The sequence below is a fragment of the Paenibacillus faecis genome (assembly GCF_008084145.1).
Classification (GTDB): Bacteria; Bacillota; Bacilli; order Paenibacillales; family Paenibacillaceae; genus Fontibacillus; species Fontibacillus faecis.
In genome coordinates, this window is the sequence record NZ_VSDO01000004.1 from 760,442 (window position 1) to 773,614 (window position 13,173).

A 13,173-nucleotide genomic window follows, 5' to 3' on the forward strand; every position below is an offset into this window, starting at 1 on the left:
TGAAGGGATTGTTTCGTTCACAAAATCGACAGAAAGAACCAGGCGGGAAGGGAGGGTTCAGCGTGCTGGGGTTAGAATATTTTAAATTTGCGGAAGTTTGGAGTCCTGTATTTTTGGCGGTTATGCTGCTCATCACGGCAGGGTATCTTGTATTGACTGGACCGGTCAATGAAAAATGGGGACAACCCGCGGTAACCGCAGGCCGCAAAAGTTTGTTCTTCCTGGGGATGACCGTGTTGTATTTGGCCCAGGGCGGCCCGGTCGAATTGCTCGGCCATATGATGTTCAGCTTTCATATGGTGAGCATGGCGTTATCCTATCTGGTGGCTCCCCCGCTTTTGATGCTCGGCCTTCCCGCCTGGGTATGGCGGTCGGTCGCGTCGTTCCTAGGCCGCGGTCCGCTGCGCCGGCTGGGGTTCTTGACGCATCCGGTGGTGGCGGCGGTGGTGTTTAACGGCCTCTTTTCCATCTACCATCTTCCGGTCGTTCATGACTATGTCATGCTTCACTTTGGCGTTCACCGCTTGTATTATTTTATTTTGTTCCTCGCCTCGGTGCTGATGTGGTGGACGCTCGTCAAACCGCTGCCTGAACAGGCGGGGGCCCACGGGTTGAAGAAGATGGGCTTCATCTTCCTCAACATGGTGCTGCTGACGCCGGCCTGCGGCCTGATTATTTTTGCGCCGGAGCCGCTTTATGCGACCTACAGCGATCCCGAAGTCTGGGCCAAAGCGATGGGATACTGCGTATCGGGAGACCCGGCCATGCTGCTCAGCCGATTCGGAGGGCCGGAATACTTCGGTTATCTCGAACCTCGGGTGGATCAGCAGGTCGGAGGGATATTGATGAAATTCATTCAGGAGATCATCTTTGCCTCGATGCTCGCCTATGTATTTTTTCAATGGTATCGGCAGGAGAATCGTGAGGATAAGGAAGAGATGGGGCCGGAGGATTTCAAGCTGAACCGGGTTTAGATTGACGCGTTGACAGGAGGATTCTCATGGATTTATTCACCTTGTTCCCTACGATCAGTACATCGTTCATTGTGATCAGCGCCGTGCTGGTGGCGATCGGTTGGAATCTGATCATTAAGGGAAAACGGGAAGCGCACAAGAAGACGATGATCGCCGCCGCTGTGGCCGCGTTGCTCTTCTTCATCATCTATATGTCGCGGACCGTATTTATCGGCAATACATCTTGGGGCGGGCCGGATGATTTGAAAATCTACTATCAGATCTTCCTGGTGTTTCACATCGTGCTGGCCACGGTGGCCGCCGTATTCGGGATCACCACGCTGGTTCTGGGCTTCAAGGAGAAATACGCGAAGCACCGGAAATGGGGGCGGACCACTTCCGTGATCTGGTTTTTTACGGCAATCACGGGTGTGGCGGTGTATGTCCTTCTGTATGTGTTGTATCCCGGCGGACATACGAAGCCGGTGTGGGAAGTTATTTTTGGGCTGTAAAGAAACGATGGCGTGAAACCGCCGGAGCAGATTGCTCCGGCGGTTTTTTTGCGCGGTTATAGCGAGTCAAAATAAAAAGACGGGTTGACGTCATCATAAGCACAGTATATAGTGTGTATAAAGATATAAACAGTAAGCACAGTTCAGTTAGGGGGATCCAAGTTGAAAACCTGGAAGGATGCCTGGTTTATTTTTAGGAAAGACCTGCGAGCAGACCGCCTGTATCTGATTTGGAACGTCGTCTTTATGGTATATTCCGGCGTCATGATCAGTTTCCTGTTCCAGTCCGGTGAAAAGGCCGCGGTGGAAAGGCTTCTCACTCCAATGGCTGACTTTATGGCGCTCATGCTGATTCCGATGATCGGCTTTTATTTTTCGCGGCGGTCCTTTAGTTACATTAAAGAGGATTCCTACACGCAGATGCTGCTCTATTACAGAACGCTGCCGATCCCGAGCCGGACGATTATGAGAAGCCGACTCATCCAGCTGGTAACGGCCGTGGTGTTTAACGGGGTCATCTTCTTTACCGCATTGTATACGATGCTTTACTTTATGGGTGAGGAAATCGCGGGCGTCCAGTACATCTCCTTTGCGCTGACCTGGATGGGGTACGCCTTGGCGATGAACGGTCCTTTTATCTTTTTGGAGCTTATGACAAAAGGCCGCACTTATCTGTGGATGACATTTGTCTTCATGTTTGTGGTCGGCATTCTGGCCTTCGTCATTTCCTGGTTTAACGGCAGTTTGCTCGATTTTACATTAAACCAATCCGGACGTTTCGGATTATTGTCTCCGGTGATGTGGGGATGTTTGGCTGGAGGCGCGTTACTTCTCTTCCTATTCAGCAGAATCACGTTTCGGCAATTGGGCAGGAGGGATCTGGCAAGATGATGAACGTCAAAGCTCTGCCCGGAACCGGAGGTGAACCGGAAGGTGTGGATTCCTATTCAGATCAACGAAAATAGCGCCGAACCCCTGTATCACCAAATCGAGACCCAGCTCAGGTCCCTGATCGTCAGCGGGCAGATTGAGGAGGGTACTTTGCTCCCGTCGATCCGCGAGTTTGCCGGCAGTTTAAACTGCAGTGTCATCACCGTCCGGAGGGTGTATCAGGATCTGGAGAACGAGGGGCTGCTTCGTACGAAGCAGGGGACGGGAACGTTTGTGGCCAGCGTCGGGGCCGGGGAACGCGACGCTTACCGGAGGACCGTGGTTCAGGAAGCGGTGGAAGCGGCCGTGGACACCGGGATTTCGGTCCAGTACAAGGAAGATGAGCTGAAGAATTTGTTCTTGCAGATTTTGAAACAGAAATACGGGGACGCGAAAAGCAAGGGGGAATTCAAGTGACGTGGGCTGCGGAGCAAATAAATGCGATTGAAATGAAAGGCGTCGTAAAAGAAGGACGAAGAAAAACGATCGGACCGTTGGATCTCCGCATTCCGCAGGGTTATGTGGTCGCCTTGGTCGGTCCGAACGGGTCCGGGAAGAGCACGATCATGAACCTCATGCTGCAGACGATCCATCCCGATGCGGGGGAGATCTCCTGGTACGGGGGGCCGGCCAATCAGGCACTGCCGCTGGACTTAAAGCAGCGGATCGGGTATGTTCCCGAAAACCCGGCCCTGGAGGAGAACTTTCTGACGGCGAGGGAAGCGGCGGAATTTCGTTCCCACTGGTATCCAACCTGGAATCAGCAGCGTTTTGAAGCTTTGGTGTCCCGCTTCGAAATCCCCTGCGGAGAGCGCTTGAACAGAATGTCCAAAGGAGAACGGCGAAAATTCGAAATCGCTGCGGTGTTGGCGGCCGGCTCCAAACTGCTGCTGCTGGACGAACCGTCGTCGGGTCTCGATCCGTTCGCCTGGAAAGATATGATCGAACAGCTTCGCGCTTGCCTGGATCAGGAGGATGTTACGATCGTCATCTCCACCCATGTCGTGGAGGAAGTGAAGCGCCTCGCCGACTTCATCGTTCTCGTCCATCGAGGGCGGATCTGGGGCATGGCCGAGAAGGACGCCTTGTTCAGCATTTGGAAAGAAGTTTGGGTCCGCGGCGCGGAGCCGGAGGAGCTTGCCGAGGTGCCGGGCGTCCTGAGCTGCGTCCCTGATGGACCGTCCGTTGTCCGCGTCCTGGCCAAGAACGCCGCCGGGCTGGAAACGGAAGAACGGGCAGGCGCGATTCAAATTCTCAAAAGCCGGAGCCTGGAGCTCGATGAAATTTTGGAACTGTGGATTCAGGGGCATCCGCCCGAAGAACTCATTTCATAGGAAAAGAGGGAGTTTCATGTCTAAACCATTGGTATTGGAAAAGGTAGTCAAGCAATTCGGCGATAAAACCGCCGTGAACGAAATATCGCTGCAGGTCGAGGAAGGAGAAATTTACGGGCTGCTCGGGGCCAACGGGGCCGGCAAAACGACGACCATGCGGATGGTGCTGGGTCTGATTTACCCGGACGGGGGGCGGATTCTGTACAACGGGAAGCCTTACGGCTCCGAACTCCAGCATTTGATGGGGTATTTGCCGGAAGAGCGCGGGTTGTACCCCAAGGTCAAGGTCAGCGACCAGATCATATATCTGGCCCGCCTGCGGGGCATGTCCGCTTCCGAAGCCGACAAGAGTCTGAAATATTGGCTGGAACGGTTCGAGGTTCCGGAATACTACGACAAGAAAATCGAGGAGTTGTCCAAAGGGAACCAGCAAAAGATGGGCTTCATCGCCGCCGTCGTTCACAAGCCAAAAATCGTCATTATGGACGAAGCTTTCAGCGGTCTCGACCCGGTTAACGTCGAGCTGCTTAAAGCGACGGTCAAGGAACTGCGGGACAGCGGGACCAGCATCCTGTTCTCGACGCACCGGATGGAGCATGTCGAGGAGTTGTGCCGCAACATCACGATCCTGCACCGCTCCAGAACCGTGCTTCAGGGCAGCTTGCGCGAGATCAAGAAACAGTACCCGAGAGAGGAAGTTCTGCTTCATACCGCTTCGGAAGTTTCGGGGCTGGAAGGGATCGCCGGCGTGACCGGTGTGGAACGCAAGGAACGGGGATATCTGATCCGCATCTCCGATGTGGGAGCGGCCAAAGCCATTTTGCGCACGGCGATGGATCAGAGCGAAGTGGAGCATTTTGAAATCAAAGAACCGACTCTGAATCAAATATTCATTAAAGAAGTGGGTGAATCGCATGAATAAAATGACCACCGTTATCGGGTTTACGTTTCTTAATAAGGTCAAAGCCAAATCGTTTTTGATCACGACGCTGGTGTTGGCGCTGCTAGTGACTATCGGCATGAACGTGCCTTATTTTATCGCCAAATTTACCGGCGGGGACGACGGGCTGGCGTCGATTGGGTTAGCCCGGGGCACGCAACCGGAAATCGTGCAGTCCTTTAAAGCTTACTATGAAAAACAGGAGACGCCGGGGTTCACGCTCGCGGAGTACGAGCAAACGGATGAGGCGGCCTTAAAAAAGGATCTCGAAGCCGGGAAAATTGATGGTTACCTCCAATTCGGCGCAAGTACAGCCGGGGAATTTCCGGGCGTGACCTATGTGTCCAAGAAAGACAGCGTGCCGCAAGACATTCAGGCCTCTTTGCAAGCGGTGCTGCAGAGCGTCAAGGCCGAATATATCACCAAGGGGACGCTCAACGAGGAGCAAATTGCAGCCCTGACGGCTCCGGTTCAGATCGAAGCGCAGAAACAGGCGGCTGCGGGAGAGGCGGGAACGGGGGAAGGCAAGACGGAAAAAGCCGCACTTATTAATTATGTGATCGTGTACGTTTTGGTCATTCTCTTCTTCATGACGATTATGATGACGGGCAATATGATCGCCGCGGAAGTGACGGCGGAAAAGAGTTCGCGCATCATGGAAATTCTGATTACGAGCGTATCGCCGCTAGCGCAAATGTTCGGCAAAATCATCGGCATGTTCCTGATCGGGTTGTTCCAGATCTTCATTTTTGCGGCCGTGATCGCCATTAACGTGGCGCTTCCGCATAACCAGCCGATCCTGTCCGAATTGAATCTGGATCTGTCCCAAATCAGCGTGGAAGTGCTTGTGTTCGGCTTCATTCTGTACATTCTCGGTTATTTCCTGTACGCCACCTTGTTTGCCGCCATCGGTTCGCTCGTTAGCCGTACGGAAGAGTTGGGGCAGGCGATCATGCCGATCACGATGCTGTCGCTGGCCGCTTTTTATATCGGAATCTTCAGCCTTTCCGCCCCCGATTCAACCTTGCTGAAGGTAAGCACGTATATTCCGTTCTTCTCGCCGGTTTCCATGATCGTCCGGATCGGTCTGGGGGATACGCCGATGTGGGAAATCCTCGCTTCGCTGGCCGTACTGCTTGCCGCCATCTTCCTGTTCGGTTGGCTTTCCGCGAAAATTTACCGTACGGGCGTGCTGCTTTACGGCAAACGTCCGACCCTTAAAGAGCTGCAAAAAGCGATGCGGGCTTATAAAATCTAAGGGAAACCTGAAACCTAGATTCCTCAAGAGGATCTAGGTTTTTTCAGGTGATGTAAAATCGTTCAAAAATTGTAGAAACACCTGGTTAAATGCCGAAGGATTATCTTGATTTGAACAATGGCTTGCCTTAGGGATTTCAACTAATGTGCAATAGGGTTCGTTTAATGCCCAGGAGGGAGCAATTTTTTTGATATTCCCTGTATGATCTTTCTCCCCGTAGACAAGGAGGAGTGGCTTGTTAATCTGATAATTCTGTTCGTAGTGCAGGCAAAAAGTGGTCGCCAGGAATATCTTCACAAAATCTTTTTTTCCTATCCGCTTAAATGAATTTCTTAAATACTCTTGTACATGGGGGCTTAATGCACTTGCTTTAACACTTGCATTGACCAATTGCTTCCAAGGAATCAAACGAATCAAAACAGGAGTTATTTTCAAATAACAAGTTTCCAAGCGGGTCAACTTCCTTGTATTGCAGGTACAATCGATCAATACCAGCTTCTCAATTTTATCCGGATAATAAAAGGCAAGTTCTTGTGCGATGTTTCCCCCCATAGATTGGCCGATAAGCGTAGCACGCTGAATACGTTCGGTATTCATGATCTTAACGAGATCTTCCACAATCATTTTAATACTAAAATGCTTCCCCATGGGTCTGGATTGACCGTGCCCCCGCGCATCCCAAAGTAAGATATTAAATTCGTTAGTTACAGACTCTAACTGTTCAGTAAACATTTCATGGTCGGCACCTGCGCCGTGTAAAAAAATGAGCCAGGGGGAATCCCCGCGATTTGAAATCCAGTAGTGAATGTCACAATCCGCATGGGTCAGCACTTTGTTAATGAGTATATCCTTCATAGATAAGATCCTCCATGTTCGTTATTCCATTTAAATGTGATCTCTCTAATTTTAGTTTACATTAAAAAGGGTGGCTTTTTAATGTAGTGACAAATATCAGCGGAACCTGATAGATTAGAGGAAAAACGGAGGATTATCATGAATGAACAAAATCGGCTATCCGAAGTCCCGTATTACGCCGTTATTTTTTCGAGCAAAAGAACGGCCGGCGATCACGGGTATGCGGAAATGGACCAAAAGCTGGACGAGCTGGTGGTGAATCAGCCGGGCTATCTGGGAGCGGAAAGCGTCCGCAACGATGAGGGGAAGGGAATTACCATTTCGTATTGGGCCAGCCTTGAAGATATCAGGAACTGGAAGCAAAACGAACTGCACAAAACGGCCCAGCAGCAGGGGCGGCAGGTTTGGTACGAGAATTACACCGTTCGGATTTGCAAGGTGGAGCGGGAGTATTCGTTCGGCGAGATTTAAAAGAGGATAGACGGGTCCCTAACCGAAACCGGCGGAGATTTGGGGTTATAATCTTGAAAATAGCGCATAATACGGATGATTTTAGGCCGAGGCCATAGCGATTAGGAGGTTGCAAGGCATGAATCATCTCATTGTGTACGCCCACCCCAACGAGGACAGCTTGAACCACAAAATCCTGCAAACGGCGGTGGATGCCCTGAAAGCGGGCGGTCACGAGGTCGTAATCCGCGATCTTTACAAAATGGGCTTCAACCCCGTATTATCCCTGGAGGATACAAAAGCCTTGAAGCAAGGAAACCTGCCGGAGGACATTCGAACGGAGCAAAACCACTTGACCGGGGCGGACGTCATTACTTTGATTTACCCGATTTGGTGGGCGGGTCTTCCCGCGATTCTTAAGGGATATATCGACCGGGTTTTTGCATACAAGTTTGCGTATACTTACAACGGTGAAGGCACGGTGGACAAACTGTTAACGGGAAAAAAAGGGGTGATTATCAGCACCTACGGAACGTCCGAGGACTATTACGAAGCGATCGGCATGGAAGAGGCGCTGAAGCAAACTTCAGGCGAGGGCATCTTTGAATTTTGCGGCGTCGAAGTCGCGGAACAGCTGTTGTTCGGCGGGGTCAACAAGTCCGTAACGGAACAGGAGCGCCGGGAAATGCTTGAACGGGTAAGGAGCCTGTTCAGCTCATTCTAGGATTTTCTTTTCCGGAAAAGGCCGCGAACGAACGCGGCTTTTTCTGTGCCGCGGAACACCCGCACGCAAGGGCTTGTCCGATGGCGGGACTTATAGTACGATCTGACAAGAGGTGAATAACATGAACGAAAACCGCAAAATCGGCGTGCTTTTTGTATGTCTGGGGAATATTTGCCGTTCCCCGATGGCGGAGGCGGTCTTTCGGCATCGGGTCGCTGAAGAGAAGCTTACGGAGCAATTCCTGATCGATTCCGCCGGAACCGGCAACTGGCATATCGGCAAGCCGCCGCACGAGGGAACCCGGGCGATCCTGGATCAATACGGCATCTCCTACGAAGGACTGCTGGCGCGGCAGGTCGGGGTGGAGGATTTTACCCGGTTCGACTATATCGTCGCGATGGACAACCAGAATGAACGCGACCTGAAGGCTTTGGCCCGGCAGGCGAATGCCCAAATCGTCAAGCTGCTCGACCTGGTGCCCGATTCCAAGGTGAGGGAAGTGCCGGACCCTTATTTTACCGGCAATTTTGAGGAAGTCTATGAAATGGTCGTTGAAGGATGCAACGCCCTGCTGGAGAAGATCAAGCGGGAAGCGTTGTAATGTTGTCATTGTATCTGTGGAGCCTGTCCCATCTATGGGGCAGGTTGTTTTTTTAGCATCCGGGTGCCCATCAGACATCGTAGTAGGAGTTTTTAGACACTGCGCCTCGTCGTAGCGGGCTTCATTCTGCATGTCCCCGCCACAATTTCTCTAGGCCCCGCTTTCGCTGCAATAGCGGCCTTTTGGGCCGTTATTCCGGCCCGATTCGCCTCCACCGAGAAAATAGCGGTCAAAAACGATCTTATTTCCCGCCGCGGGGCACTAAAGTTGCATTAACCCAAGGGGGCTAATGGCCGTAACCGCCTCCCTTTGAAGCCGGGCGGGTGGATAACGGCCTTTTGCGGCGCTATTTTGTCGAATTCGGCCCTTTGGTGTGAAATAGAGGTCATTTGGGGCACTCGCGTTGCATTAATTCGAAGGGTCTAATGGCCGTAACCGTCTCCCTTAGAAGCCGGGCGGGTGGATAAGGGCTTTTTGAGGCGTTATTTTGTCGAATTTGGCCCTTCGAGGTGAAATAGAGGTCATTTGGGGCCTTATTTTAGAGAAAGTCGGGCAAAAACCGGATTTTTGAGCTCGCACCAGAGAAATAGGGCCCCTTTTGACCGCTATTCTTCCCGAAAAAGCGAATCTGGGCGAAATAGCGGCCCAAAACGCCGCTATTATGACGGGCGGCAAGAGAGAGTGCGGACAGGCAGCATCATATCAGTTTTAATGCAACGCTAGTGCATTTGGGGTCTTATTTTTAGGAAAAGCGGGTAAAAACCGGGTTTTTGGACTCGTAGCAGAGAAATAAGGTCCATTTTAGCCGCTATTTTTCCCGAAAAAGCATATCTGGGCGAAATAGCAGCCCAAAATGCCGCTATCATAACGTGCGGTAAGTGAGATTGCGGGGTCGGCAGCACCATGCCAGGTTTAATGCAGCGCCAGTGGCCGTGGGGTCCAGAAATCAAGTTTTGGCCCGCTTTCTCCTGAAATAGGGCCCTAAAAAGCCGCTATTTCCCGGCGTCTAAGCCGAATTCGACAAAATAGGGGTGTAAAAAGCTCTTATCACGATCCACCAACCTAGCTTTCAAAGGGAAAACGGGGCTCCGCCGAATAGGATAAGGTGTTGGACTAGAATTCCTGCAAATCTGCATGTTTTTTTTCTTGTTTGGCACAAGAATTTCAAAATGCCTGCAAATCTGCAGGAATTTTCGACGAAACCGGCTCGTTTCTCTAAAATCGCTAGAAATGCCTTCAGATTTGCATCCTTTTTCGCATACGGGCGTAAATCGGCCTAAATACCTGCAGATATGCATCTTTTAGAGCTGGAAGGGTTGGAAAGTGCGCTAGGCACCCTGATCGCAGAGGCCCCAAACGATTTGGATATCTATGGGCGTGAGAATGTACCCTCAATTCCCCCTACTACGAAGTCTGATGGGGCGCTAGTCCTGTCGCGGGTTGGAAGGAATGCGTTTGACATACGGGGAAGGCTTCACTATTATTATACCCATAGGGGTATGTTCGACCCCGAGATGGAGGGATTCCGATGGAAACTTATTCGGAAGATTTAAAACGGCGCCTGAAGCGGATCGAAGGTCAGGTTCGCGGCGTTCTCCGGCTGATGGACGAAGGGAAGTCCTGCAAGGAAGTCGTCAGTCAATTGTCCGCCGTGCGCAATGCGTCGGATAAAGCGATCGCCCAGATCGTGGCGGACCATCTGCAGCACTGCCTGCTGCAGGAAACCGACGGAATAAGCGCGGATCAACGCGTCAAGGAAGCCGTCGAACTGCTGGTCAAGAGCCGGTAAACGGCGATGAAGATAAGGAGATGAGGATGAAGATGAGTTTCCAAGCGAATAAGGAGATTACGGCCGATGAGCTGGCACAGCGGCTGGAGCGTGGAGAGGATTTGAATATTGTGGACGTGCGCGAGCCCGTCGAATGGGAGGAAGCTCATATCCCCGGCTCCAAGCATATCCCGCTGGGGCAGCTGCCGGAAAGATTCGAGGAACTGGACCGGGAGAAGGAATGGTTCGTCGTCTGCCGCAGCGGAGGCCGCAGCGGACTTGCCTGCGAGCTGCTGACGGAGAAGGGGTATGATGCGGTGAACATGACCGGCGGGCTTTTGGCCTGGAGAAGCGAGCTGGTTTAAGGGATGATGGCCGTAACAGCGATCGTTTTATTGGCTCTGGCGGGCTGGACGGTTTACCGTCTACGGCCCGTAAAGGGGCTTGCTTTTGTGGAGCCCGGCCAGCTCCGCGAATCGGCGAATCTGAAGGGTGAGGCCAAGCTGGTGGATATCCGCGATGCGGTTTATTATGAACAAGGCCATGTTCAGGGCGCGATCAATATTTCCCTTGGACGGCTGCCGTTCGTGTGGAGCAAGGAATTATCGCCGGATGAGCCCGTCATCATCCTATCCTGCAGTTTGTATCAGAGCAAACGCGCGGCCAGGATGCTGAAAAACCGCGGCTTTCGCCAGATTTACGCGGTACGTGGCGGATTTTGCGCTTGATTGGATATGCCGGTTCAAAGCACGGGTTCGGCGTTGAGGCGAATCCGTGCTTTTTTTGATGTATAAATTATTCATGGCGAGTGAAACTTTCTGTCTTCGGCAGACGTTTACTTGGAGAGTAGAAAACAAGGAGTCAGGAGAACAGAGAACTATGCAAACCATGCAGCCTTCATCGCTGCCTAGCCGGTCGTCCGTTCGGCGGGGAAAAGGCACGCCAAAGCGAAAAAGCTCGAAAAAGAAGAAAAAAAGAGGCTTTTTCCGCTTTATCGGCAGATTGATTATGGTCATGATGTTTTTGGGAGCGGTCGCCGGGATCTGGCTGTTTTTTACGCCCTCGGGGAACGATGTCCGCTATTTGATGGCGGATACGCTCATAACGACGCAGCATCGGCATTGGGCCAAATATATTATCGGACAAGCCGAATTGGATAAAAGGGTAGCGGCTTATCAAGAGAAGTTTGAACAGATGGGCGAAGAGAGGGACACCCATACCATTGACCTGCCTTCGGAAAAAAACGAAACCGAGGCTGAGAAGCCGTTGATCGAAACGGAGGAAATTTCGGGCGATGGCTATCACGGTTATGTGCTGACCGTGAACGATCCGACGAAAATTCGGCTCGGGGTTCCGGCCAAACGCGGCCGAGGCGAGAAGGTATCCAGCATGGTTGCCCGAACCGGGGCTCTCGCCGGCGTTAACGGCGGCGGCTTTGCCGACCCGAACTGGAAGGGGAACGGATTCAAGCCGATCGGAGTCGTGATTTCACGGGGCAAGCTGTACTACAACGGCATCGGCTCCAAGGCTTCAACCCAAATCGTCGGAATCGATAAGAAGGGCAAAATGATTGCCGGCAGGTATACCCTTAAAGAGCTCGATGAGCTGGGCATTCAGGAAGCCGTAACGTTCCAGCCGCGGATTATCGTCAACGGCAAGGGACAGATCCGCAGCCAGAAGGACGGCTGGGGAATCGCCCCGCGGACCGCGATGGGACAAAGGGAAGACGGCGCGATCCTCTTCGTCGTCATCGACGGCCGTCAGCCGGGATACAGCATCGGCGCGAGCCTCTACGACGTCCAGAATATACTGCTGGAACGCGGTGCGGTTATCGCGGCCAATTTGGATGGCGGTTCCTCCACGGTGCTGATCTCGAAGGGCGGGGAGATCGTGAACAAGCCATCGTCCCAATACGGAGAGCGTTATCTGCCGACGGCCTTTCTGGTGTTCGACGATCCGGATCAAGCGGACATTCCAAACATTTGGGAGGGGCTGCGGCCGCAGGATATCGATCCGGGCAAAAAATAACGCAGCGTGTTCCGAACAAGAAAAGGCGCCTGTATCCAACCATCTTCGGGTGTTGGGCACAGCGCCTTTTTTGCTTATTTGATAAATACCCCGCCGAACGGGATCGCCTCGCGCAAAAACCGTTTGACGATGCCGTCGTTATTGTCGAGATCGCGCTCGAGTTCCCGGCCTCCGCCGCCGGCCTGAATCAGTACGGTGCCGTGCCCGGTGATTTTCCACTGGTATTTCATATGCTGGCTGGCCAGATGGTTGCCGTAGACGGACAGCTCCAGCTTGGCGTTCTCGGGGTAGGCGATGACGCAGCCGGCCTCTACGTATAACGGTTCCTCCGGCAACAGCGGCAGCTCCAGGACCTGGCCCTGCGTCAGGATGCCGATCTGCCCTTCGCCGGAAAATTTCATTTTGATGGCGTCACGGGTAATCATCATGTTCTTCATGCTCAGCATCCGTGTTTCCATGCGCACGCCATCCGTATAGAAGAACAGATGCTTGAAATCGTAAAGCAGGTCGCTTCCGTCGGACAGGTTAATCGACTTCAGGGTCACGGAAGGGGGCATGGCGGCTACAAATTCGCACGGACCGGCGAGATCAGCACGAATGAACTTTCTCTTTCGGTAGATCCCCTTCATATTCATCAGCCGGTCCGTCCGGCTTCCGGCATGCCCGCGAAACGCGATAATTTGCGCCGGGTGCAGCACGTGGAGCAGTTCGCCCTCCCCGATCCGGAAAGTAACGGCTTGTCCGCCAAAACCGGACGGATCGCTTTCGTACACCAGTTTCATTCCTCAGTTCTCCTCGTCAGCCCAAAGTCTAGTCGCTA

General features: G+C 52.6%; 16 protein-coding genes. 14 read left to right on the top strand and 2 right to left on the bottom strand.

Going from position 1 to position 13,173, the window contains the following annotated elements:
• Nucleotides 1-62 precede the first annotated feature (62 nt).
• The 7 genes from ctaG to FRY98_RS21185 all read left to right on the top strand — a co-directional run bounded on the left by ctaG (nt 63) and on the right by FRY98_RS21185 (nt 5,927).
• A complete protein-coding gene (gene ctaG / locus FRY98_RS21155) occupies nt 63-974 on the top strand; it encodes a cytochrome c oxidase assembly factor CtaG (RefSeq protein ID WP_148455669.1) in 912 nt (303 codons plus the stop codon).
• A 26-nt stretch (nt 975-1,000) separates the two neighbouring features.
• Nucleotides 1,001-1,465, top strand: coding sequence for a DUF420 domain-containing protein (locus FRY98_RS21160; RefSeq protein ID WP_148455670.1), 465 nt, complete (start codon nt 1,001-1,003; stop codon nt 1,463-1,465).
• A 162-nt stretch (nt 1,466-1,627) separates the two neighbouring features.
• On the top strand, nt 1,628-2,356 hold the full coding sequence (locus FRY98_RS21165) for a hypothetical protein (protein ID WP_148455671.1): 729 nt from the start codon (nt 1,628-1,630) through the stop codon (nt 2,354-2,356).
• 42 nt (nt 2,357-2,398) lie between these two features.
• Entirely contained in the window at nt 2,399-2,812 is a 414-nt protein-coding gene (locus FRY98_RS21170; protein ID WP_148455672.1) for a GntR family transcriptional regulator, read from the top strand.
• Nucleotides 2,809-3,729 (top strand): ABC transporter ATP-binding protein, encoded by a 921-nt coding sequence (locus FRY98_RS21175; protein ID WP_225038766.1) that lies wholly within the window; start codon nt 2,809-2,811, stop codon nt 3,727-3,729. Before FRY98_RS21170 ends, FRY98_RS21175 begins: the two co-directional genes overlap by 4 nt.
• Nucleotides 3,730-3,745: 16 nt before the next feature.
• The gene (locus FRY98_RS21180) at nt 3,746-4,651 is read left to right on the top strand and encodes an ABC transporter ATP-binding protein (protein ID WP_148455673.1); all 906 of its coding nucleotides are present in this window, start codon (nt 3,746-3,748) and stop codon (nt 4,649-4,651) included.
• A complete protein-coding gene (locus FRY98_RS21185; protein ID WP_148455674.1) occupies nt 4,644-5,927 on the top strand; it encodes an ABC transporter permease in 1,284 nt (427 codons plus the stop codon). Before FRY98_RS21180 ends, FRY98_RS21185 begins: the two co-directional genes overlap by 8 nt.
• A 33-nt stretch (nt 5,928-5,960) precedes the next feature.
• Here FRY98_RS21185 and FRY98_RS21190 read toward each other — a convergent pair whose 3' ends face one another.
• Nucleotides 5,961-6,782 (bottom strand): alpha/beta fold hydrolase, encoded by an 822-nt coding sequence (locus FRY98_RS21190; RefSeq protein ID WP_148455676.1) that lies wholly within the window; start codon nt 6,780-6,782, stop codon nt 5,961-5,963.
• Between the two features lie 138 nt (nt 6,783-6,920).
• On the opposite strand from FRY98_RS21190, the gene FRY98_RS21195 reads away from it, so the two are divergent.
• The 7 genes from FRY98_RS21195 (at nt 6,921) to FRY98_RS21225 (ending at nt 12,353) form a co-directional block, all read left to right on the top strand.
• Complete coding sequence (locus FRY98_RS21195) at nt 6,921-7,253, top strand: antibiotic biosynthesis monooxygenase family protein (protein WP_148455678.1); 333 nt, start codon at nt 6,921-6,923, stop codon at nt 7,251-7,253.
• A 118-nt stretch (nt 7,254-7,371) separates the two neighbouring features.
• Entirely contained in the window at nt 7,372-7,956 is a 585-nt protein-coding gene (locus tag FRY98_RS21200; protein ID WP_148455680.1) for an NAD(P)H-dependent oxidoreductase, read from the top strand.
• 121 nt (nt 7,957-8,077) lie between these two features.
• On the top strand, nt 8,078-8,557 hold the full coding sequence (locus FRY98_RS21205) for a low molecular weight protein-tyrosine-phosphatase (RefSeq protein ID WP_148455682.1): 480 nt from the start codon (nt 8,078-8,080) through the stop codon (nt 8,555-8,557).
• Nucleotides 8,558-10,085: 1,528 nt separating this feature from the next.
• Entirely contained in the window at nt 10,086-10,346 is a 261-nt protein-coding gene (locus FRY98_RS21210) for a metal-sensitive transcriptional regulator (RefSeq protein WP_148455684.1), read from the top strand.
• Between the two features lie 26 nt (nt 10,347-10,372).
• Nucleotides 10,373-10,690 carry a rhodanese-like domain-containing protein gene (locus FRY98_RS21215; RefSeq protein WP_338114616.1) on the top strand — a complete coding sequence of 106 codons (318 nt, stop codon included), beginning with the start codon at nt 10,373-10,375 and terminating at the stop codon, nt 10,688-10,690.
• 3 nt (nt 10,691-10,693) lie between these two features.
• Nucleotides 10,694-11,053, top strand: a complete 360-nt coding sequence (locus tag FRY98_RS21220) for a rhodanese-like domain-containing protein (RefSeq protein WP_148455686.1) — start codon at nt 10,694-10,696, stop codon at nt 11,051-11,053.
• Between the two features lie 160 nt (nt 11,054-11,213).
• Nucleotides 11,214-12,353 (top strand): phosphodiester glycosidase family protein, encoded by a 1,140-nt coding sequence (locus FRY98_RS21225; RefSeq protein ID WP_148455960.1) that lies wholly within the window; start codon nt 11,214-11,216, stop codon nt 12,351-12,353.
• Nucleotides 12,354-12,427: 74 nt separating this feature from the next.
• Here the strand turns inward: FRY98_RS21225 and FRY98_RS21230 are convergent, their stop codons facing one another.
• The gene (locus tag FRY98_RS21230) at nt 12,428-13,135 is read right to left on the bottom strand and encodes an AIM24 family protein (protein WP_148455689.1); all 708 of its coding nucleotides are present in this window, start codon (nt 13,133-13,135) and stop codon (nt 12,428-12,430) included.
• Between the last annotated feature and the right edge of the window lie 38 nt (nt 13,136-13,173).

Coding starts and splice junctions, on each gene's coding strand:
- FRY98_RS21225 (WP_148455960.1), top strand. CDS start 11,214: ATGCAGCCTTCATCGCTGCCTAGCCGGTCGTCCGTTCGGCGGGGAAAA.
- FRY98_RS21205 (WP_148455682.1), top strand. CDS start 8,078: ATGAACGAAAACCGCAAAATCGGCGTGCTTTTTGTATGTCTGGGGAAT.
- FRY98_RS21200 (WP_148455680.1), top strand. CDS start 7,372: ATGAATCATCTCATTGTGTACGCCCACCCCAACGAGGACAGCTTGAAC.
- FRY98_RS21185 (WP_148455674.1), top strand. CDS start 4,644: ATGAATAAAATGACCACCGTTATCGGGTTTACGTTTCTTAATAAGGTC.
- FRY98_RS21220 (WP_148455686.1), top strand. CDS start 10,694: ATGATGGCCGTAACAGCGATCGTTTTATTGGCTCTGGCGGGCTGGACG.
- FRY98_RS21230 (WP_148455689.1), bottom strand. CDS start 13,135: ATGAAACTGGTGTACGAAAGCGATCCGTCCGGTTTTGGCGGACAAGCC.
- FRY98_RS21215 (WP_338114616.1), top strand. CDS start 10,373: ATGAAGATGAGTTTCCAAGCGAATAAGGAGATTACGGCCGATGAGCTG.
- FRY98_RS21195 (WP_148455678.1), top strand. CDS start 6,921: ATGAATGAACAAAATCGGCTATCCGAAGTCCCGTATTACGCCGTTATT.
- FRY98_RS21210 (WP_148455684.1), top strand. CDS start 10,086: ATGGAAACTTATTCGGAAGATTTAAAACGGCGCCTGAAGCGGATCGAA.
- FRY98_RS21160 (WP_148455670.1), top strand. CDS start 1,001: ATGGATTTATTCACCTTGTTCCCTACGATCAGTACATCGTTCATTGTG.
- FRY98_RS21180 (WP_148455673.1), top strand. CDS start 3,746: ATGTCTAAACCATTGGTATTGGAAAAGGTAGTCAAGCAATTCGGCGAT.
- FRY98_RS21190 (WP_148455676.1), bottom strand. CDS start 6,782: ATGAAGGATATACTCATTAACAAAGTGCTGACCCATGCGGATTGTGAC.